This is a genomic window from Deinococcus seoulensis (assembly GCF_014648115.1).
Classification (GTDB): Bacteria; Deinococcota; Deinococci; order Deinococcales; family Deinococcaceae; genus Deinococcus; species Deinococcus seoulensis.
Window position 1 is genome coordinate 113,783 of the sequence record NZ_BMQM01000004.1, and the last position, 18,744, is coordinate 132,526.

The following is an 18,744-nucleotide window of genomic DNA, read 5'->3' on the forward strand; positions in this document are numbered from 1 at the left end:
GGCGCCCTTCCGGGTGGAGGGCGAAACAAACGGAATCCGTATCAGGTCAGGCATCGACTTTCCCTCCGCGCGTCAGTTTGAAGTTGATCAGGCCGAACAGGATGCTGATGACCGCGATGATGATCCCGGCCGCGGCCGCCAGCCCGTACTGGAAGTCCACGAACGCCCGCGAGTACGTGTAGAACAGCGCCGAGTACGTACTGCCGGCCGGGCCGCCCTGCGTCATCACGTAGATCTCCTCGAACACCTTGATGGCGCTGATGGTGGACATCAGGCTGCACACCAGAATCGTGGGCCGCAGCCCCGGCAGCGTGATGTTCCAGAACACCTGCGTGCGGGTCGCGCCGTCGATGGTGGCCGCTTCCTCCAGCTCCGGGCTGATGCCCTGCAATCCCGCGAGGTACAGCACCATGTAGTACCCGATGCCCTTCCAGAGCGTCACGAACATCACCGCGTACAGCGCCGTGGCCGGGTTGTTCAGGAAACTGCCGTTCTGCGGCAGGCCCAGGAATCCCAGGACGGCCGTGACCGGCCCGCCCTGCTGGTACATCCAGTTCCAGATGAGGCCCACTACCGCGAAGCTCGTCACGACCGGCACGTAGTACGCCGTGCGGAAAAACCCGATGCCTTTCAGGGGCCGGTTCACCAGCAGCGCCACCAGAATCGCGATCACCTGAATGACCGGCACGACCAGGATGTACTTCAGGCTGTTGGTCAGCCCCGACCAGAACTGCTCGTCGGCCAGCAGTTCCCGGAAGTTCGCCAGGCCCACCCACTGCGGCGGCGAGATGATGTTGTACTTCGTGAACGCCAGGTACGTACCGAAAATCACGGGCCACGTGTGGTACACGACCAGCAGGATCAGGAACGGAAGCATGAAGGCGTAGGCGATCAGGGTGTTGCGGGCCGTGACCTTGGCGCCCGTTCCACCCAACTTGTGCTGTGCCCGGCGTGACACACGCCGCTGGGTTGAAGTCATGCCCGGCAGTGTACGCACTTCGCGTCCCGCAGGCATGAAAAAACCAGCCTCCCGCAGGGGGAAGCTGGTGCGGACCACGCGGGGTCCGGTGGGAGGTCAGTCCGGGATCAGTGGCCGTCGCCGTCGGTCGCTTCGCGTTTGCCTTCGGTGTACTCGGCGTTCGCTTCGGCGTTATGAACCTCGGCCTTGGCGCGGTCCTCAAGGGCTTCGGCCTTGTGGTGCGCGTCGCCCGTCACGGCGTGCGCGACGTCATGCCCCGCTTCACGCAGGCGGTCGGCGCCCTCGTTGACCTTGGCCTTGGCGGCGTCCAGCATGTTCCCGGCAGTGCTCTTGTCATCACTCATTGTGAACCTCCTGCAAGTTGAATTCCCTCTTGGGTTGGCCCTCTTGGGTGTGCCCAGCATCAGGCAGCGGGCCGAGCCTGCGGTGAGGGAACGTTCAGGAGTCCCCCAGGAACCCGAAGGCAATCCTTCATGAGGGCACGCGCCCGCCCTGAGCGCGGCCGATCCCGCCCCGGCCGGACACCCACCAAACTCTGAACTGCGTCCAGATCGCGCCTTGAACCCTTCGGGTAACACGGACACCAACTCCCCGCTCACGCGACTGGGGTACAGTGATTCCCGTCATGGATAACCACATCAAGGTGCCCACGCAGGGCGAGAAGATCACGATGCAAGACGGCAAGCTCAGCGTGCCGAACCACCCCATCATTCCCTTCGTCGAGGGCGACGGCACCGGCCCCGACATCTGGAAAGCCAGCGTGCGCGTCCTCGACGCCGCCGTCGAGATCGCCTACGGCGGTGAGAAGAAGATCGAGTGGATGGAAGTCTACGCCGGTGAGAAGAGCCTCGAAGTGTACGGCGCCAACGAGTGGCTGCCCCAGGGCACCCTGGACGCCTTCCGCGAGTACCTGTTCGGCATCAAGGGCCCGCTGACCACCCCGGTCGGCACGGGCATCCGCTCCATCAACGTCGCGCTGCGCCAGGAACTCGACCTGTACGCCTGCGTGCGCCCCGTCCAGTACTTCAAGGGCGTGCCCAGCCCCGTCAAGCGCCCCGAAGACGTGGACATGGTCATCTTCCGCGAGAACACCGAGGACATCTACGCCGGCATCGAGTACAAGGCCGGCACGCCCGAGGCCGACAAGGTCCGCGGCTTCCTGACCCGCGAGATGGGCGTCACCAAGATCCGCTTCCCCGACACCAGCTCGTTCGGCATCAAGCCCGTCAGCCGCGAAGGCACCGAGCGTCTCGTGCGCGCCGCCATCCAGTTCGCCATCGACAACGGCCGCAAGAGCGTCGCCATCGTCCACAAGGGCAACATCATGAAGTTCACGGAAGGCGGCTTCCGCGACTGGGGCTACGAACTCGCCAAACGTGAATTCGGCGCGGTCGAGATCGACGGCGGCCCCTGGTGCCAGCTCCCGAACGGCATCGTCATCAAGGACGTCATCGCCGACAACTTCCTCCAGCAGATCCTGCTGCGCCCCACCGACTACGACGTGATCGCCACGCTGAACCTGAACGGCGACTACGTCAGCGACGCGCTGGCCGCACAGGTCGGCGGGATCGGCATCGCCCCCGGCGCGAACATCAACTACGTGACCGGCCACGCCATCTTCGAAGCCACGCACGGTACCGCCCCCAAGTACGCCGGTAAGGACGTCATCAACCCCAGCTCCGTGATCCTCTCGGGCGAGATGATGCTGCGCTACATGGGCTGGACCGAGGCCGCCGACCTGATCCTGAAAGGCCTGGACGACACCATCCAGCAGCGCGTCGTCACGTACGACTTCGCCCGCAACATGGAAGGCGCCACCGAAGTCAAGACCAGCCAGTTCGGTGACAAGATCATCGAGAACATGAAAGCCCGCAAGGCATAAGCCACACGGCAAGGGAGGGAGGCCCGGACCGCACACGCTGCGTCCGGGCCTCCCTGTTTACATGCTCTGCCCACAGCCACAGACAGGCCCGCCCACCGGAGCGGCGTGGCGGGCCTGTCTGCGGCTGCGGGGTTACCCGATGGCGAGCATGCGTTCGATGGGCACCAGGGCCTTCTCGCGGATGTCGGCGGGAACAGTCACGCGCGGTTGCAGGTTCTCCAGTGCGTCGCGGATGTTCTCCAGGGTGATCATCTTCATGTACTCGCAGCAGGCGGTGCGGCTGACCGGAATGAAGGTCTTGTCGGGCACGTCGTGTTCCAGGCGGGTGACCATGCCGGTCTCGGTGACGACGATGAATTCCTGCGCGGCGCTCTCGCGGGCGCGGTGGACCATGCCCTCGGTGGAGTACAGCTGCAATTCCGGCAGGGCGCCCAGGATTTTGGTGGAGCAGCCGCATTCGGGGTGGATGAGCAGTTCGGCGTCCGGGTACGCGGCCTGCTGGTCCGTGACGTCCTCGGGGCGGATGGCCTCGTGGACGTGGCAGGCGCCGTCCCAGACGTCCATGGCCCGGCCGGTCTCGCGGATGACGTGCGCCGCCAGGAAGCGGTCCGGGGCGAACAGGACCGGCACGTCTGCCGGGAGGTTCTGCACGATCTGCACGGCGTTCCCGCTGGTGCAGCAGTAGTCGCTCTCGGCTTTCACGTCGGCGGTGGTGTTCACGTACGTGACGACCAGTCCGCCGGGGTTCTGCGTTTTCCAGTCGCGGATGCCCTGCGCGGTGACGGTGTCGGCCAGCGAGCACCCGGCGCGCAGGTCGGGCAGCAGCACGGTCTTGTCCGGGTTGAGGATGGCGGCGGTTTCGGCCATGAAGTGCACGCCGGCGAACACGATCACGTCCGCGTCGGTCTTCGCGGCCTGCCGGGACAGGCCCAGCGAGTCGCCCACGTAGTCGGCCACGGCCTGCACCTCGGGCCGCTGGTAGTTGTGCGCGATGATCACGGCGTTCTTCTCGCGGCGCAGGCGTTCGATGTCCGCGCGGATCTGCGATTCGTCCGGCATGACTTCCAGTTGCAGCAGGTCGCGGTTGGGCGTCTGCGGCCGCGGGACGACCGGGGTGCTGGCCGGGTCGGGGCGTTCCGTGACGGGGCGGGGGGTGGGGGCCGTGTTGGGCAGGTCGGTCATGACAGGTCCTCGGGTGCAGGGGTGTGTGGGGTGGGAAGGAAGTTCAGGCTGATGTCCAGCGCGGGCGCCGAGTGCGTCAGCGCCCCGGCACTCACGAAGTCCACGCCGCTGGCCGCCACGCGCGGCAGGCGTTCGGGGGTCATGTTGCCGCTGGCTTCCAGCGTCACGTGCGGCGCGAGGCGGTCTCGCAGGGCCACGGCCTGGGCCAGCAGTTCGTCGCTCATGTTGTCCAGCAGCACGCGGTCGGCGCGGGCGTGCAGGGCTTCCTCCAGGCCCGCGAGGTCCGGCACCTCGCACTCGATCTTCAGCAGGTAACTGTGGTCGCGGGCGCGGCGGATGGCTTCCGTGATGCTCCCGGCGGCGGCCACGTGGTTGTCCTTGATCAGGATGCCGTCGTCCAGGCCCGCGCGGTGATTGAACCCGCCGCCGTGCCGCACCGCCTGTTTCTCCAGGTCGCGCCACAGCGGGGTGGTCTTGCGGGTGTCGAGCAGGCGCGTGTGCCCGCCGCCCAGCGCGTCCGCGTAGCGCCGGGTCTGCGTGGCGACGCCCGAGAGGCGCTGCATCAGGTTCAGGGCGAGGCGTTCGCCGGTCAGGAGGCTGCGGGCCGCGCCGCTCACCGTGCCGATCGGGCCGCGCGTGCGGGCCTCGCCGTCCCGCGCGGTCCAGGTGACCGTCACGGCCGGGTCCACCAGCGCGAAGACGCGCGTGGCGACCTCCAGGCCACTCAGGACGCCCGGTTCCTTCAGCAGGAACTCGGCGGTGGCCCCCTGCGAGGCGGGAATGGTGGCGAGGGTCGTGGCGTCCCCCCGGCCGATATCCTCGGCCAGGGCGGCGCGCAGGCGCTCGTCGAGGCTCAGCATGGGGCGGCCCCCAGCGGTGACGTTGTGCGGGATTTCACGCGGAAGACCCTAGCACAGAAGTGGCAGGAACCGCCGTGCCCACCGGCACCCGCGCCACCGTTTCCCCCAGCGCGCGCGACTGCATGGAATGCACCGCGCCCGCCGCCTCGCCCGGAAAGTCCGTCCGGTGATGCCCGCCGCGCGACTCCTCGCGGTCCAGCGCCGCCCGCAACACCCGCTCTCCGATCAGGGCCAGATGCCCGGCCTCCAGGCTCTCGCGGGACTCGGTGGTCGTCACCGGCCACGCCCAGGCGTCCAGCGCGGCCCGCAGCGCCGTCCCGTCGCGCCGCAACCCCGCCGCGTCCGCCACGGCTGCCCGCAGTGCGGGAAGGCAGGCGGGGTCCACCAGCGGTGCCGGGAGTGCCTCCGTGCGCGCTGGCACCGGCTTCAGGACCGCCAGGGCTGCCCGCGCCGCCCGCGCGCCGAACACCAGCCCCTCGGACAGGCTGTTACTGGCCAGCCGGTTCGCGCCGTGCAGGCCACTGGACGCCACCTCGCCCGCCGCGTACAGGCCCGGCACGCCCGCGCGGCCCTGCACGTCCGTCTGCACGCCCCCCATCGTGTAATGCACCGCCGGCTGCACCGGGATCAGGTCCGCGCCCAGGTCCAGGCCCAGTGGCGCCAGGGACGCCGTGACCGTCGGGAAGCGCGAGCGCACGAACGCCGCGCCCAGGTGCCGCAGGTCCAGGTCCACCCGGCCCGTCGCGGCGATCTCGGCGGCGATGGCGCGGGCCACCACGTCACGCGGCGCGAGTTCGTGCGCCGGATCGTACCGTTCCATGAACCGCTCGCCCCGTGCGTTCAGCAGCCGCCCACCCTCGCCGCGCGCGGCCTCCGTCACCAGGAACGCCGCCCCGCCCCGCACCACGGCCGTCGGGTGGAACTGCACGAACTCCAGGTCCCGCAGCGCCGCGCCCGCCTGCCACGCCAGCCCCAGCCCGTCCCCGGTACCCTCGGGCGGCGCGGTCGTCACCGGGTACAGCCGCCCGAACCCCCCGGTCGCCAGCAGCACCGCCCCGGCCCGCACCCTCACGGGCCCGTCCGGCGTGAGCAGGTCCACGCCCACCACCGCACCCCCGGACACCCGCAGGTTCCGCACGAACGCGCCCTCCAGCACGTTCAGCGCCGGACCCCGCGCCGCTCCGAGCGCCCCGGCCAGCGCCAGGCTGATCGAGTGCCCCGTCGAGTCGCCCGTGTGCCGGATCCTGGCCCGGCTGTGCCCGCCTTCCAGCGTCACGTGCGGGCTGAACGTCACGCCCAGGTCCCGCAGGGTCTCCACGTGCGACCGGGCGTCCCGCACGAACGCCTGCACCGCCTCCGGCTCGCACAGGCCACGTCCGGCCTTCAGGGTGTCGAGCGCATGCGCGTCCTCATCCCCCTGCGCCAGTGGCGCCGCGATGCCGCCCTGCGCCCAGCGGGTCGAACCGCCCGTCAGCGGCGTCTTGCAGGCCAGCACCACATCCGCCCCGTAACTGCGCGCCGTCAGGGCCGCGTACGCACCCGCCACACCGCCGCCGACCACCAGCAGCTCCGTCTCGACAATCCTCACGCCCGACAGGGTACGGCACGGACAGGAGCAAAGGGCTTGACAGGAGCCGCCGGATCGCGCACACGCTGCCATCTGCCATCTGCCATCTGCCATCTGCCATCTGCCATCTGCCATCTGCCATCTGCCATCCGCCATCCGCCATCCGCCCGCTTGCTAGACTGCGCGGTATGACACGACTGCTGCTTGCCCTGGCGGGCGTGATTCTGCTGGCGGTCACGGCGCTGGCGCTGGTGTGGTTGATCGGTCAGGTGCTGGTGGGCCTGGGTGCCGTGCTGGTGGGCGCTGTGGGTGTGCTGGGGCGCCTGCTGTGGTTTCTGCTGGTGACGGGTCTGCTGGCGGGACTGGTGTATTTCGTGACGAGTGCGTGGCGTCCGGCGTTGCGGGCGCGTGGCGGCAGCGAACCTGCCCGGCCTGCCAGCGTCGCCCCGGTCCGTCTGGAGAAACCTCCGGTCACGCCGGACACGTCCGCCTGAGGCTGCGCAGGTGCTCCCGCGCCGTGCGGGTCGCCATGCCAGGATGAGGGTATGTCTGACCTGATGCCCGAACAGACGGCCGATTCCAGCGTGCTGAACCCGGCGCGCTTTCTGGGCCGCGCGGACGTGTACGCGCAGGCCCGCCCCGGTTATCCGGACGCGCTGGGCGCGTGGCTGCGTGACCTGGGGTTGCTGAATGCACGGGTCGCGGATATCGGCGCGGGCACCGGCCTGTTCACGCGCCTGCTGCTGGCGCACGGCGCGGCGGTGACGGCCGTGGAACCCAACCCGGACATGCGCGCCGCGCTGGGCGGGGGGTTGCGTGGCGTGCCGGGCCTGACCGTGCAGGCCGGAACGTCCGAGGCGACCGGGTTGGCGGGCGCGTCGGTGGGGCTGATCACGGCGGCGCAGGCGGCCCACTGGTTCGACCCGGCGCGCACGACCCCCGAGTTCCGGCGGGTGCTGGTTCCGGGCGGGCGGGTGCTGTTCGTCTGGAACGACTGGCGGGCCGCACAGGACAGCGCGCCGTTCAACCGCGCATACGGCGAGGTCGTGCGGGCCTTCACGGACGACGATCCCCTGCAACTGCGCGTGCCGGAGGACGACCTGCCGCTGTTCATGCCCGGCGGGTTCGAGGTGCGCGAGTGGACGCACGCGCACACCCTGACGCGCGCGGCGCTGCATGCGCTGGCGGGCAGCGTGAGTTACCTGCCCGCGCCGGACTCGCCGGAGTTCCCGGCCCTGCGCTCGGCGCTGGACGCAGCGTTCGATGCTCACGCAACCGTGGAACCGGGCGGCGCGGAGGCCCACGTGCAACTGGCGTACCTGACGAAGGCGTACCTGGGCACGCTGGACGCCACCGATCCCACCCCTTCCAGCTCTGCCGTGTTACGCTGAGGACAGAACCCCCGGCGGGTCCGACCGGCCGGGAAAGGAGGTTTTCGCCATGACCCACCCTGAGCCCGTCACCCCCTGGCCCGCCGCGCTGCCCCCCGGCGGGTACGCCGCCGAGGTCGTGGCGAACGCCTTCATCGAACTCGCCCGCCGCGAGGGGCGGCACCTGACGCAGATGCAGGTGCACAAACTGGTGTTCATCGCGCACGGCTACGCGCTGGCCCTGCTGGGCCGCCCCCTGACGTACAACACCGTACACGCCTGGAAGAATGGCCCGGTCATCCGCCGCCTGTGGGAACGCTGGGGCGGGCGGGGCGTGCAGCCCATCGAGTCGCCGCTGCCGGTTGCGCCGTCCGAACCGGACCTGCACGCCGACCCGGACGCGGCCGAGGTGATCCGCAGCGTCTGGAGCGCCTACGGCAGCATGGACGGCCTGGAACTCTCGCGCCTGACCCACCGCGCCGGGAGTCCCTGGGCGCAGGTGTACGCGGCCCGCGCGGACCTGATCCCCGACGAGATCACCCGCGAGTACTACACCGCCCTGGCCCGCAGCGCCTGATGCCGGACCCCGCCCCACCACCCGCCGGTCCGTCACCTGCCGCCCCACCACCGGCCCCGGCACCCGAACGGACCGCCATCGAGCAGGCCGTGCTGCACGGCCTGGAAGCCGAGCGGCGCGCCCTTCCCACCCAGGCGGACCTGGAACGCCGCACCCGCGAACTGCGTTACCGCGAGGCGGTGGATCAACGCTGGCTGCGGCTGGGCGTGGGGGCCATCGTGTTCCTGCTGTCCGGCGCGTGGCTGGCCGCCGACGTGGTCCTGACCCTGGCGGCCGGGTGGGGTGAACTGGCGGGCCGACCGTTCCGGCTGGACAGCAGCGTGCTCGTGGCGTTCCTGACGACCAGCACCGCCACCGTGATCGGCCTGTTCCTGGTGTTCCTGCGCTGGCTGTACCCGCAGGAACGCGCCCTGCCGGACGCTCCACCCCCCACCCCGGACCCGTAGTCCCCGCAGGGGTGTGTGCGCGTCGTAACGCGCACTTCAGTTGGGTGCGCGTAATCCCGTAGAATGGCAGATTGTGACGCGCGCCGCCGCCCGAGCCCAGCCCCTGCGCTGAGACCTGCTCTGGTCCCCTCCGGCGCGGCCCACGCTCCCGGAGGACTTTTGAGTTACTGGCGCAACACCATCAAACCCCTGCTGGACGACGAGACCGGCACCCTGTTCAAGCAGGCTCCCGTCCGCGTGACCCTGGCCTTCCCCAACCGCTACTCGGTCGGGATGGCCTCGCTGGGTTATCAGGTCATCTACCGCATGTTCAACAACGAGGAAGGTGTCGCCTGCGAACGCGCCTTCCTGCCCGACGACGTCGAGGCCTTCGAGCGGACCGGGCAGGCCCTGCCCACCGTCGAGACCGGCCGGGACGCCGGGGACTGCCAGCTGTTCGCGGTCAGCGTGTCCTTCGAGCTGGACCTGACGAACATCATCCGCCTGCTGGACGTGGCGGGCCTGCGCCCCCTGCGCGAGGAACGCGACGACAGCGACGCCATCGTCATGATCGGCGGGCCGTTCACCAGCTCCAACCCCTACCCGCTCGCTCCGTTCGCGGACGTGATCATCATCGGGGACGGCGAGCAGATCATCCCGGTCGTCAGCGAGGCCCTGCGCGAGGCGACGAGCCGCGAGGACTTCTACGACCTCGTGGACGGCATGCCCGGCGTGTTCCTCCCGGCGCGGCACACGCACGAACCCAAGTGGGCGACCGCGCCCAAGGAACTGCTGCCCGCGTACAGCCAGATCGTCACGCCGCACAGCGAACTGAGCAACATGTTCCTGGTCGAGGCGCAGCGCGGCTGCCCCCGCCCCTGCACCTTCTGCCTCGCCCGGACCATGTACGGCCCGAACCGCAACAATCAGGCGCAGGAACTGCTGGACGTGATTCCCGACTGGGCCACCAAGGTCGGACTGGTCGGCGCGGCCCTCAGCGACTTCCCGCACACCAAGTTCGTGGGCCGTACCCTGACCGACCGGGGCATCAAGCTCGGCGTCAGCTCCATCCGGGCCGACACGGTCGACGCCGAACTGGCCGAGATCCTCAAGGCCGGCGGGCTGCGGACCTTCACGGTCGCCAGCGACGCCCCCAGCGAACGCCTGCGCCGCTGGCTGAAAAAGGGCATCACCACCGAGGACCTCGTGAAGACCGCGCACATCAGCCGCGACCTGGGCTTCAAGGGCGTCAAGGTGTACATGATGATCGGCCTCGGCCCCGAGAACGACGACGACATCACGGAACTGATCTCCTTCACCAAGGAACTCGCCGGAATCAACCGCATCGCGCTGGGCATCAGCCCCTTCGTGCCCAAACGCCACACGCCGCACTTCGCGGACCCCTTCGCCGGCGTGCAGGTCATCGAGAAGCGCATGAAACGCATCCAGAAGGAACTGCGCACCACCGCCGAACTGCGCAACGTGTCCGCCAAGTGGGCCTGGGTGGAAAGCGTGATCGCGCGCGGCGGCCCCGAGGTCGGCATGGCCGCCTACCAGATCTACCGCAACGAGAGCATCGGCGCGTGGAAGAAAGCCCTGGCCGATGTCGGCTGGAGCGACGAATTCGAGACGAACGCCCCCGCCATCGACCTGCCGCCCGGCCAGTACGAGAGCAAGGACGTCAGCGCCCACGCGCAGGGCCTCGCCATCTGACCCCGCGTATCCCCGGACCAGCCCCCTCCCGTACAGGAGCGGGGCTGATTCCGTGCGCCTACCATGTACGAGCTACAGCCCATGCCCCAGTCAGTCAGTTCTGCGAGGCCAGGAATGCCGCCTGGTTGCGGTAGAAGGTCTTCACGTCCCGGAACGACAGGTTGCCTGTGATGTCGATGTGGTCGTACCCGCTGACGCGGCCCAGGCGGTACCAGCCCCCAGGCGTGGTGGCCTGCCCGGTGTACGCGGCGCTGCCCTGACCGGTCGGGGCGTTCATGGAGGTGTTCGGGACGATCCCGTCGTTCGCCCACCACGCGCTGCTGTACGTGACGGCCCCGCCTGGGCTGTGGCCCGTGATGTTGCCCAGGCCGGGTTTCAGCGGCCACGCGTAGGGGTACGCGATGGGTTGCAGGACCGGGTTCATGGTGGGGGTGGGGTACTGCCAGCCGCTGATCAGGCCGGTGGTGGTGGCGTTCGTCTCCCACGAGAAGTACCGCGTGGTGCGGCTGCGGCCCGCGTAGGCGTTCAGGGCGGCCGCGCCGTCCACGCTCAGGTCGTACGCCGCCTGATCGCGGCTGTTCCAGATGCCGGAGTTGAACACGCGGGTGTTGTACGTGGTGAAATTCTCGCCCGGCGCGCGGCTCAGGCCCCACTGGCCCAGGTCGAAGTTGTACACGAAGTTCTGCGGGTCGAGCCCGCCGACGCTGCCCGCGAAGGCCAGGATCAGGTTCTTGAACATGGGCACGGCGTCCTGCAACGTGTCGGCGGCGGGGCTGCCGTTGTTTGGGCTGCTGACCGTCATGACGCTGCGCACCCACCCGGCGCGGCCTCCGGCGTACAGGCCGCCGCTGGCGCGATTGGCGGCGTCGCCGTCATCCAGCAGTTTCACGAGCAGGCGCGCGGTCTGGCCGCCCATGGAGTGACCCAGCAGGTTGACCGGGTGCTGCGCGTCCCACTGCGGGTAGAAGCCGGGGTAGCACTTGGCGGCGTCCGTGCGGGCGTGCCCGTGCGTGGCGGCGTGCGCCGCGCCGTAGTCCACGCAGCCGCCCTTGATCTGCGCGTACAGTTCGGCCGCGCGGTCCCAGTTGCTGCTGACTGGCCCCATGCTGGCCGTGTGGACCGCGTAGCCCTGGCCGCGCAGGTCCTGCTGCACGTCGTTCAGGCCGCCCCAGTAGCGCAGGCCCAGCGCCTCGTCCCGCCCGAAGCCGCCCAGGCCGTGCACCAGGATCAGCGGCGTGCTCTTATCCAGCGCCTGCGCGTTCAGCGGTGCGGGCAGCGCGGTGTCGCGCAGGTCGGTGCGGGTAGGGGCGGCGGTCGCCTCGGTCGGGGTGGGCACGGCTGCCGTGGCCGGAACGGTGGCAGCCGTGGGGCCGGTGGGTGCGCCGCAGGAGGCGAGCAGCAGCGCGGCGCTCAGGGCGGCCAGGACGGGGGTGCGGGCATGGGTACGGTGCGGGGCATGTGACATGACGGCTCCTGGGCCACGGGCGGAGGCAGGCCCGCGCCGGATTCAGGAGTGGGGGCTGCTGGTGTCCGGACACGCTGGAACGGACGGTTCTGCCGCGGGTGGCAGCTGGGTTGTGGGTACGTTCCGCACAGTGACATACCGGGGGAGAGGTTTACTTGACGGGGGTTCATTTTTGAACTGCACCCTTCCTGCCCCCTTCCTGGCGTTTGCAAACAATTCCGCCTGAAATCCAGTCAATCTCACGCCGACCCTGACCCGATGCGGCATGATGGGCCGCATGACGAACCCCACCCCCCGCCCGCAGACCATGGCGGAAAAGATCCTCTCCCGGCGCGGCACGCAGGTCGTGTACGCCGGCGACCTCGCGGTCGTCGAGGTCGATCAGGTCATGGTCGTGGACTCCATCGCCCAGAGCTTCATCCAGCGCATGCAGCAGGACCTGAACGCCACGCCTAAATACCCCGAGCGGGTCAGCATCGTGATCGACCACGTCGCCCCGGCCAGTACCGTCAGCGTGGCCCAGGCGCAGAAGGAAGCGCGCGAGTACGCCGCGCAGACCGGCGTGCGCCTGTTCGACGTGGGGCGCGGCATCTGCCATCAGGTGCTGATGGAGGAGGGACTGGCCCGCCCCGGCTGGATCGTGCTGGGCAGCGACAGCCACAGCACCACCTACGGCGCGGTCGCCGCGTTCGGCAGCGGCATGGGCGCCACCGACATCGCCCTGGCCGCCGCCAGCGGCAAGACGTGGCTGAAAGTCCCCGACAGCGTCAAGGTGACCTTCACGGGCGACCTGCGGCCCGGCGTGACCGCCAAGGACGTCGCGCTGGAGATGATCCGCCGCCTCGGCGCGGACGGCGCGACGTACCAGAGCATCGAGATGCACGCCGGGGACCGCTTCACGCGCGGCGAACGCATGACCCTCGCCAACCTGTGCGTCGAGGCCGGTGCGAAGGCCGGACTGGTCGTGCCCGGCGGCGAGATCCTCACCGCGTACGGCTACGACATCCCCGACTGGGTCTACCCCGACGAGGGAGCCACGTACGTGCAGAGCATCGAGATCGACCTTGCCACCCTGAACCCCCGCATGAGTGCGCCTAGCGAGGTCGACAACGTGTTCGACGTGGCCGACCTGCGCGAACAGCTGCGCGACCAGCACGTGGATCAGGTGTTCATCGGCACCTGCACGAACGGCCGCATCGAGGACCTGCACGCCGCCGCCGACGTCCTGCGCGGACGGCGCGTCGCGCCCGGCACCCGCCTGCTGGTCATCCCGGCCAGCAGTCAGGTCATGGAGGACGCCATGGCCGACGGCACGTTGTTGACCCTGCAACGCGCCGGAGCGGTGCTGGGCACGCCCGGCTGCGGGCCGTGCATGGGCCGCCACCAGGGCGTCCTCGCGCCCGGCGAGGTCTGCGTCAGCACCAGTAACCGCAACTTCATCGGGCGCATGGGTGACAAGGACGCCCGCATCTACCTCGCGTCGCCTGCCGTGGCCGCCGCGACCGCCGTCATGGGCCGCGTCGCACTGCCAGAGGACGTGCTGGCCACCCCGGTACCCGCGTGAACGTCCGGCTGGATCACTGCGTGCTGCACGTCTGCGACTGGGCGCGCTCGAACGAGTTCTACGCGCGGGTGCTGGGGGCCGAGGTCATCCCGTGCGGGCAGGGCTTCGCGTACCGCTTCGGGGCGCAGCAGCTGAACCTGCACGGGCCGGGCCTGAGTCCGCAGCCGCTGGCGCGCGTGCCGGTCGCGCCGGGTGGCAGTGACCTGTGCTTCGTGTGGGACGGCCCGGTCAGCGGGGCCGCCGCGCACCTGGGTGCGTGTGGCGTGCCGGTGGAACTGGGTCCGGTGGCCCGCGCGGGCGCGCAGGGGAACGGCCTGAGCGTGTACTTCCGCGATCCGGACGGGTCGCTGCTGGAATTCATCAGTTACGAGCAGTCAAGCGAGCAAGAGGGGGCCTGAGATGCCGAGAATCTGGAAATTTGGTGACAGCGTGAACACGGACGACATCCTGCCGGGCAAGTTCGCGCCGTTCATGGCGGGCGAGGACGTGTTCCAGACGTTCGCGTTCCATTACATCCGACCCGAATTCGCAGCAGCGGTGCGGCCCGGCGACGTGCTGATCGGTGGGCGCAACTGGGGCCTGGGCAGCAGCCGCGAGTATGCCCCGCAGGCGCTGAAGAAGTTGCAGGTGGGCGGGATCGTCGCGCCTACTTTTGCGCGTATTCATTACCGCAACCTGCTGAACCTGGGCATCCCGGCGTTCGAGTTCGACCTGACGGACCTGCTGGAGGACGGCGCGGAGGTGTCGCTGGACGTGCCCACGGGCGTCCTGACGCATGCGGGCGGGACGGTGCAACTGCCGCCGCCGCCGGAGTTCCTGCGTGAGGCGCTGGCCGAGGGGAGCATCCTGGCGTTCTTCAAGAAGCACGGGCGTTTTCCCGGCGAGCCCGCCTGAACCGGGCGTCCTACACTGGGGGTATGGCGACCCTTGAGATTGAATGCCCCGTGTGCGCGGAAGTGCTGGAACTGACCGACGAGGACCGTGCGGAACTGATGGTGGGGGACGTCATCGTGTGCGACTCCTGCCATTCGGAGATGGAGGTCACCGTGAACGGTGAGGGCGAGGACTTCGACCTGGAGCTGCTGGGCGAGATGACGACCTGCCCGAACTGCGGTGAGGAGTTCGAGGTGACCGAGGACCTGCTGGCGGCCGCGCCGGTGCAGGTGCTGGACGGCGCGGAGGTGAGCGTGGTGTCGTGTCCTCACTGCCGTGGGCTGGTGGCGTTGGAGATGATGGAGGACGGCACGGTGATCTGATACGGACTCCGATTGAGTGGCTTGCAGAGCCGTTCAATCGGAATCCGTATGAGAGCAGCGCCACCTGCCTAGGCAATTGCGAACGCTAAACTTTTTCTGTAATAACCTACCAAATGTAAGGAGTGAATATGGCTACCGTTCAATTTGAAAACCCCGATACCGGCGCAACCATCGAACTGACCAACCCCGAACTCGGCGAACTCGTCACCGACGACGAAACCGGCGTGGAATACGAGGTCGTCTCCATCGACCCGCCCCGCCTCGAAGCCGCCCCGCAGGAAGCGGAGGACTGGGGCGAGTGACCCCGCCAGGGCACGCGGTCAGGCCGTTCCACCGGAACACCTGACCGCGCTCCCTTGCAGGGTCACCAACCCCGGATACCCAGCATGGCCGACCTCGCCGTCCTGTACGACCGCATCCGCCCCGACGAGAAGATGCTCTTCGAGGCCCTCGACGACCTCGGCGTTCCCTACGACAAGGTCTACACCCCCCAGCTGAAGGTCACCTTCGACGAGCAGGGCCGCGCCGCCGTCCCCTGGAAGGTCGCCATCGAACGCTGCGTCAGCCAGAGCCGCGGCCACGGCGTGACCCGCGCCCTGGAGGGCTTCGGCGTGAAGGTCATCAACCCCGCGCACGTCATCGAACTGTGCGGCGATAAACTCGCCACGAACGCCGCCCTGCACGCCCACGGCCTGCCCACCCCCCGCACCGGCGTCGCCTTCGACGGCGACACCGCCCTGACCCTCATCGAGGAGATGGGCTACCCGGTCGTCCTGAAACCCACCGTGGGTTCGTGGGGCCGCATGGTCAGCCGCCTGAACGACCGCGCCGCCGCCGAGGCCGTCATCGAGCACAAGGAAGTCCTGGGCGGCCCGCAGCACGGGATCTTCTACGTGCAGGAACTCATCAACAAGCCCGGCCGGGACATCCGCGCGTTCGTGGTGGGCGGCGTGTGCATCGGCGCGATCTACCGCACCAGCGAACACTGGATCACGAACACCGCGCGCGGCGCGAAAGCCAGCAACTGCCCCGTCACGCCCGAAATGGCCGACCTGGCCGTGCGGGCCGCCGCCGCCGTGCACGGGCAGATCGTCGCCATCGACCTCGTCGAGGACCCCGCCGCGCCCAACGAGTGGGGCGGCCTGAAGATCATCGAGATCAACCACACCATGGAATTCAAGAACTCCGTGGCGACCACCGGCGTGAACATCCCGCGCCTGATGGGCGAGTACGCCATCAGCCTGCTGTAACGGCCTGCAAAGAGAGAGGCCCGGTGATCAGCGAACCGGGCCTCTCTTCTGGTTGCGTCCCCGCTGGGTGTGGGTCAGTCCAGTACATCGATTCCGGCGGCCTGCACGCGGTCCCGCACGTCCCGCACGCCCTCGCCGTCGATGCGCATCACGAACTTCCGGCGGCCGTTCTCACCGCCGTACGTGGCGACACTGATGATGTTGCTCGGGCCGATCGCGGTCGCCGCGCGCGCCAGACTGCCCGGCACGTCCGGCATGTCCAGCGCCAGCCGGCGCCCACCCTCCCGCATGCCCAGAATGCCCGTGAACGCCCGCAGGACATCCATGGTCGTGATGATCCCGCTCAGGCGACCCGCATCCGTCAGGACCGGCAGGCCCCCCACGTGATGCTCCTGCATGCGCAGCGCGGCGTCCTCCATGTACTCACCCTCGGCCGCCGTGATGACCGGGCGGGCCATCATCTCCGCGACCGTCAGCTTGCTCAGCAGGTAATTCAGTTCCCAGACGCTCAGGGTCGTGGCCTTGCTGGGCATGGCGTCCTTCAGGTCCTTGCGGGTCGTGATGCCCACCAGCCGGTCACCGTCCATGACGGGCAGGCGGCGGAACCCGCCCTCCTTGAGCAGTTTCAGGGCGTCCATGACGGGCGTATCGGGGGTCACGGTGGTGGGGTTGGGGGTCATCCAGTCGCGAACGAGCATGCGCGCAGTGTACATGCGCGGCGCGGCGCGCAGTCCGCACCCGCCAGGGGGGGCGCGGCGGGCACTGGCCCACGTGCCTCACGCGGTCCGGCCTGCTCCTGGCCCGGCCTGCTGCCCGGTCCGGCTGTGCCCTCCGGGCGGGGAGAGAGCTGCATGTGAAACGGGTCAGCGGCCCTTCATTCGGCTCAGAAACACCCGTGCTACGGTGCGCCTCATGAAGATCAACGCCAAGATCCTGGCTCCCCTGGCCCTCGTGGCCGCGTACGGCCTGGGCACTGTCGCCCCGCACGCCCAGACCACCGCCCAGAAGGTCGGGTTCGTGGACGTGTCCAAACTGCTCGCCGCGCACCCCGGCGACAAGGAAATCCAGGCCATCCAGAAGAAAGCCGACGATGAACTCACGGCGCTGGACAAGCAGGTCAAGGCCATCGACGCCAAGGGCGCGGGCGCCAGCGCCGCCGAGAAGCAGACCCGCGAGCAGCTGGTCACCACCATCCGCAGCAAGGCCGACGCCTACGACAAGCAGCTGGCCCCCAAGATCAGCGTGGTCGAGAAGGCCGTCGACACGGCCATCAACACGGTCGCCAAGAGCAACGGCTACTCCATCATCATGGACCGCGAAGTGGCCGCCAAGAGCGGACTGGTCATCTACGCCGACAGCACCACCGAACTGACCGACGCGGTCGCCAAGTCCGTCAAGTAAACCGCCCACCGGGAAAGGCGACCGTCAGGTCAGCCCACCCCGGACGGTGACCGTGGCCCCGCTCGCACCATGCCGGCGGGGCCACACGCATCGCACGTCCAGCTCACCTGCAAGGAGACACCACCCTTGAACAAATTCATGATCATCCTTCCCCTCGCCCTGCTGACCACCGTCCCGCACGCGCAACAGAGCAAAAGCCGCGTGGGTTTCCTGAACGTGCAGACGGTCGTGAAGGCCATGCCCGGCAGTAAAACTTACCTGGACCTGAACGCCAAGGCGACAGCTGACCTGACCGCCAAGCAGAAGAACCTTCAGGCACTGGCTGCGAAGGCCACCACGACCGCCGACCGCGCCGCGCTGACCAAGGCGCAGCAGGCGTATGCCGCCGCCCGCGCCGACTACGCCAAACGGATTGACGTGGCCTTCCAGCCGCTGAGCAAGGAGGTCAATGCCGCCGTGGCCAAGGTCGCCAAGACTAACGGGTACACCGTGGTCCTCGACGAGAAGGTCGCCGCTCAGACCAGTCTGGTCGTGTACGCCAACGAGGGCGCCACCAGCCTGAACGCCGCCGTCATCAAAGAACTCAAGTAACACGGACGCCCGCTGGATGGGCTGGAAGAGGGCCGCCTGTTCTACCTGAACGGGCGGCCCTTCTCTTTACTTTTGTCCTGCTGCTTGGCCTTTTGAGGCTAGCTCTCAGTGCGCCTGGTTTCAGAGGCGGACGGTTTCGTTCTCGCCCATGTCGGGCTTCCCGCCGACCAGTCCCCTGGCGAATTCCAGCAGGCTGCGGATCTTGCCGTTGCCTTCCCAGTACTCGGCGCCGTTCGCGTGAATCTGGATCAGTTGAATGTTCGGGTCTTCCTTGCCCTGCGGGAAGTACGACTGGTAGAAGTCACTCCAGAGTTCATCGAGTTTCGCGCGGTTCTCGACCAGTTGCGCGGTGCCGTTGACGCTGACGTACACGCCCTTGTCGGGGCTGGAGTAACTGACATTCACCTGCGGGCGGGCGGCCATGTCCTGCACCTGCTCGGTGTCCTTGCCGCCGATAAACCAGATGTCGCCGTCGAACTCGACCTGCTGGGTGGTCATGGGGTGGGCGTGCAGGTGACCGTCGGCGGTCTGGACGGTCAGCATGGCGAAGTGAACTTCCTTGATCATGCCGGCCAGCGTCTTGATGGCGTCCGTGCGGGTGGGTTCCGTGTGGGCCGTGTCGGATTGAGTCATGCCCGCACCCTGTCACGCGGGGCGCGCCC

General features: G+C 68.8%; 22 protein-coding genes. 14 read left to right on the forward strand and 8 right to left on the reverse strand.

Features of this window, described 5'->3' with window-relative positions; genetic code table 11:
* Positions 1–46 precede the first annotated feature (46 nt).
* The gene (locus IEY70_RS04855) at positions 47–979 is read right to left on the reverse strand and encodes a carbohydrate ABC transporter permease (RefSeq protein ID WP_189063873.1); all 933 of its coding nucleotides are present in this window, start codon (positions 977–979) and stop codon (positions 47–49) included.
* 107 nt (positions 980–1,086) lie between these two features.
* The gene (locus IEY70_RS04860; protein WP_189063874.1) at positions 1,087–1,323 is read right to left on the reverse strand and encodes a hypothetical protein; all 237 of its coding nucleotides are present in this window, start codon (positions 1,321–1,323) and stop codon (positions 1,087–1,089) included.
* 281 nt (positions 1,324–1,604) lie between these two features.
* On the opposite strand from IEY70_RS04860, the gene icd reads away from it, so the two are divergent.
* Positions 1,605–2,861: an NADP-dependent isocitrate dehydrogenase gene (gene icd / locus IEY70_RS04865; RefSeq protein WP_189063875.1), complete on the forward strand. Its 1,257-nt coding sequence runs from the start codon at positions 1,605–1,607 to the stop codon at positions 2,859–2,861.
* A 132-nt stretch (positions 2,862–2,993) separates the two neighbouring features.
* Here icd and nadA read toward each other — a convergent pair whose 3' ends face one another.
* Genes nadA through nadB form a run of 3 tightly spaced genes read right to left on the reverse strand, consistent with a single transcriptional unit; the run spans position 2,994 to position 6,491 of the window.
* A complete protein-coding gene (gene nadA, locus IEY70_RS04870) occupies positions 2,994–4,043 on the reverse strand; it encodes a quinolinate synthase NadA (protein WP_189063876.1) in 1,050 nt (349 codons plus the stop codon).
* Complete coding sequence (nadC, locus tag IEY70_RS04875) at positions 4,040–4,903, reverse strand: carboxylating nicotinate-nucleotide diphosphorylase (protein WP_189063877.1); 864 nt, start codon at positions 4,901–4,903, stop codon at positions 4,040–4,042. The genes nadA and nadC overlap by 4 nt, the downstream gene beginning before the upstream one ends.
* Before the next feature lie 34 nt (positions 4,904–4,937).
* Positions 4,938–6,491 (reverse strand): L-aspartate oxidase, encoded by a 1,554-nt coding sequence (gene nadB, locus IEY70_RS04880; protein WP_189063878.1) that lies wholly within the window; start codon positions 6,489–6,491, stop codon positions 4,938–4,940.
* Between the two features lie 167 nt (positions 6,492–6,658).
* Between nadB and IEY70_RS04885 the strand changes: the two genes are divergently transcribed.
* The 5 genes from IEY70_RS04885 to IEY70_RS04905 all read left to right on the forward strand — a co-directional run bounded on the left by IEY70_RS04885 (position 6,659) and on the right by IEY70_RS04905 (position 10,555).
* Positions 6,659–6,964 carry a hypothetical protein gene (locus tag IEY70_RS04885; RefSeq protein ID WP_229777636.1) on the forward strand — a complete coding sequence of 102 codons (306 nt, stop codon included), beginning with the start codon at positions 6,659–6,661 and terminating at the stop codon, positions 6,962–6,964.
* 51 nt (positions 6,965–7,015) lie between these two features.
* On the forward strand, positions 7,016–7,861 hold the full coding sequence (locus IEY70_RS04890) for a class I SAM-dependent methyltransferase (RefSeq protein WP_229777637.1): 846 nt from the start codon (positions 7,016–7,018) through the stop codon (positions 7,859–7,861).
* Positions 7,862–7,910: 49 nt separating this feature from the next.
* Positions 7,911–8,417, forward strand: a complete 507-nt coding sequence (locus tag IEY70_RS04895; RefSeq protein WP_099749037.1) for a Panacea domain-containing protein — start codon at positions 7,911–7,913, stop codon at positions 8,415–8,417.
* Positions 8,417–8,863: a hypothetical protein gene (locus tag IEY70_RS04900; protein ID WP_189063879.1), complete on the forward strand. Its 447-nt coding sequence runs from the start codon at positions 8,417–8,419 to the stop codon at positions 8,861–8,863. The genes IEY70_RS04895 and IEY70_RS04900 overlap by 1 nt, the downstream gene beginning before the upstream one ends.
* A gap of 159 nt (positions 8,864–9,022) precedes the next feature.
* Positions 9,023–10,555, forward strand: a complete 1,533-nt coding sequence (locus tag IEY70_RS04905; protein ID WP_189063880.1) for a B12-binding domain-containing radical SAM protein — start codon at positions 9,023–9,025, stop codon at positions 10,553–10,555.
* A 94-nt stretch (positions 10,556–10,649) separates the two neighbouring features.
* Here IEY70_RS04905 and IEY70_RS04910 read toward each other — a convergent pair whose 3' ends face one another.
* Entirely contained in the window at positions 10,650–12,020 is a 1,371-nt protein-coding gene (locus tag IEY70_RS04910) for an esterase/lipase family protein (protein WP_189063881.1), read from the reverse strand.
* Between the two features lie 277 nt (positions 12,021–12,297).
* Between IEY70_RS04910 and IEY70_RS04915 the strand changes: the two genes are divergently transcribed.
* The 6 genes from IEY70_RS04915 to lysX all read left to right on the forward strand — a co-directional run bounded on the left by IEY70_RS04915 (position 12,298) and on the right by lysX (position 16,090).
* Complete coding sequence (locus tag IEY70_RS04915) at positions 12,298–13,584, forward strand: 3-isopropylmalate dehydratase large subunit (protein WP_189063882.1); 1,287 nt, start codon at positions 12,298–12,300, stop codon at positions 13,582–13,584.
* A complete protein-coding gene (locus IEY70_RS04920; RefSeq protein WP_189063883.1) occupies positions 13,581–13,982 on the forward strand; it encodes a VOC family protein in 402 nt (133 codons plus the stop codon). The genes IEY70_RS04915 and IEY70_RS04920 overlap by 4 nt, the downstream gene beginning before the upstream one ends.
* Position 13,983: 1 nt before the next feature.
* The gene (locus IEY70_RS04925) at positions 13,984–14,478 is read left to right on the forward strand and encodes a LeuD/DmdB family oxidoreductase small subunit (RefSeq protein WP_189063884.1); all 495 of its coding nucleotides are present in this window, start codon (positions 13,984–13,986) and stop codon (positions 14,476–14,478) included.
* 23 nt (positions 14,479–14,501) lie between these two features.
* Entirely contained in the window at positions 14,502–14,840 is a 339-nt protein-coding gene (locus IEY70_RS04930; RefSeq protein WP_189063885.1) for a hypothetical protein, read from the forward strand.
* A 128-nt stretch (positions 14,841–14,968) separates the two neighbouring features.
* Positions 14,969–15,142: a lysine biosynthesis protein LysW gene (lysW, locus tag IEY70_RS04935; protein ID WP_189063886.1), complete on the forward strand. Its 174-nt coding sequence runs from the start codon at positions 14,969–14,971 to the stop codon at positions 15,140–15,142.
* Positions 15,143–15,226: 84 nt separating this feature from the next.
* Positions 15,227–16,090 (forward strand): lysine biosynthesis protein LysX, encoded by an 864-nt coding sequence (lysX, locus tag IEY70_RS04940; RefSeq protein ID WP_189063887.1) that lies wholly within the window; start codon positions 15,227–15,229, stop codon positions 16,088–16,090.
* 74 nt (positions 16,091–16,164) lie between these two features.
* On the opposite strand, the gene IEY70_RS04945 is transcribed toward lysX, so the two are convergent.
* Positions 16,165–16,788, reverse strand: coding sequence for a CBS and ACT domain-containing protein (locus IEY70_RS04945; protein ID WP_189063888.1), 624 nt, complete (start codon positions 16,786–16,788; stop codon positions 16,165–16,167).
* Between the two features lie 214 nt (positions 16,789–17,002).
* Between IEY70_RS04945 and IEY70_RS04950 the strand changes: the two genes are divergently transcribed.
* Positions 17,003–17,491, forward strand: a complete 489-nt coding sequence (locus IEY70_RS04950) for an OmpH/Skp family outer membrane protein (RefSeq protein ID WP_189063889.1) — start codon at positions 17,003–17,005, stop codon at positions 17,489–17,491.
* A gap of 138 nt (positions 17,492–17,629) precedes the next feature.
* The gene (locus IEY70_RS04955) at positions 17,630–18,082 is read left to right on the forward strand and encodes an OmpH family outer membrane protein (protein WP_229777639.1); all 453 of its coding nucleotides are present in this window, start codon (positions 17,630–17,632) and stop codon (positions 18,080–18,082) included.
* Between the two features lie 120 nt (positions 18,083–18,202).
* Here IEY70_RS04955 and IEY70_RS04960 read toward each other — a convergent pair whose 3' ends face one another.
* Entirely contained in the window at positions 18,203–18,715 is a 513-nt protein-coding gene (locus IEY70_RS04960; protein WP_189063891.1) for a pyridoxamine 5'-phosphate oxidase family protein, read from the reverse strand.
* Between the last annotated feature and the right edge of the window lie 29 nt (positions 18,716–18,744).

Excerpts from the sequence above, each read along its gene's own strand:
- IEY70_RS04855 (WP_189063873.1), bottom strand. The coding sequence starts at position 979 with ATGACTTCAACCCAGCGGCGTGTGTCACGCCGGGCACAGCACAAGTTG.
- IEY70_RS04860 (WP_189063874.1), bottom strand. The coding sequence starts at position 1,323 with ATGAGTGATGACAAGAGCACTGCCGGGAACATGCTGGACGCCGCCAAG.
- icd (WP_189063875.1), top strand. The coding sequence starts at position 1,605 with ATGGATAACCACATCAAGGTGCCCACGCAGGGCGAGAAGATCACGATG.
- nadA (WP_189063876.1), bottom strand. The coding sequence starts at position 4,043 with ATGACCGACCTGCCCAACACGGCCCCCACCCCCCGCCCCGTCACGGAA.
- nadC (WP_189063877.1), bottom strand. The coding sequence starts at position 4,903 with ATGCTGAGCCTCGACGAGCGCCTGCGCGCCGCCCTGGCCGAGGATATC.
- IEY70_RS04885 (WP_229777636.1), top strand. The coding sequence starts at position 6,659 with ATGACACGACTGCTGCTTGCCCTGGCGGGCGTGATTCTGCTGGCGGTC.
- IEY70_RS04890 (WP_229777637.1), top strand. The coding sequence starts at position 7,016 with ATGTCTGACCTGATGCCCGAACAGACGGCCGATTCCAGCGTGCTGAAC.
- IEY70_RS04895 (WP_099749037.1), top strand. The coding sequence starts at position 7,911 with ATGACCCACCCTGAGCCCGTCACCCCCTGGCCCGCCGCGCTGCCCCCC.
- IEY70_RS04900 (WP_189063879.1), top strand. The coding sequence starts at position 8,417 with ATGCCGGACCCCGCCCCACCACCCGCCGGTCCGTCACCTGCCGCCCCA.
- IEY70_RS04910 (WP_189063881.1), bottom strand. The coding sequence starts at position 12,020 with ATGTCACATGCCCCGCACCGTACCCATGCCCGCACCCCCGTCCTGGCC.
- IEY70_RS04915 (WP_189063882.1), top strand. The coding sequence starts at position 12,298 with ATGACGAACCCCACCCCCCGCCCGCAGACCATGGCGGAAAAGATCCTC.
- IEY70_RS04925 (WP_189063884.1), top strand. The coding sequence starts at position 13,984 with ATGCCGAGAATCTGGAAATTTGGTGACAGCGTGAACACGGACGACATC.
- IEY70_RS04930 (WP_189063885.1), top strand. The coding sequence starts at position 14,502 with ATGGCGACCCTTGAGATTGAATGCCCCGTGTGCGCGGAAGTGCTGGAA.
- lysW (WP_189063886.1), top strand. The coding sequence starts at position 14,969 with ATGGCTACCGTTCAATTTGAAAACCCCGATACCGGCGCAACCATCGAA.
- lysX (WP_189063887.1), top strand. The coding sequence starts at position 15,227 with ATGGCCGACCTCGCCGTCCTGTACGACCGCATCCGCCCCGACGAGAAG.
- IEY70_RS04945 (WP_189063888.1), bottom strand. The coding sequence starts at position 16,788 with ATGCTCGTTCGCGACTGGATGACCCCCAACCCCACCACCGTGACCCCC.
- IEY70_RS04950 (WP_189063889.1), top strand. The coding sequence starts at position 17,003 with ATGAAGATCAACGCCAAGATCCTGGCTCCCCTGGCCCTCGTGGCCGCG.
- IEY70_RS04955 (WP_229777639.1), top strand. The coding sequence starts at position 17,630 with ATGATCATCCTTCCCCTCGCCCTGCTGACCACCGTCCCGCACGCGCAA.
- IEY70_RS04960 (WP_189063891.1), bottom strand. The coding sequence starts at position 18,715 with ATGACTCAATCCGACACGGCCCACACGGAACCCACCCGCACGGACGCC.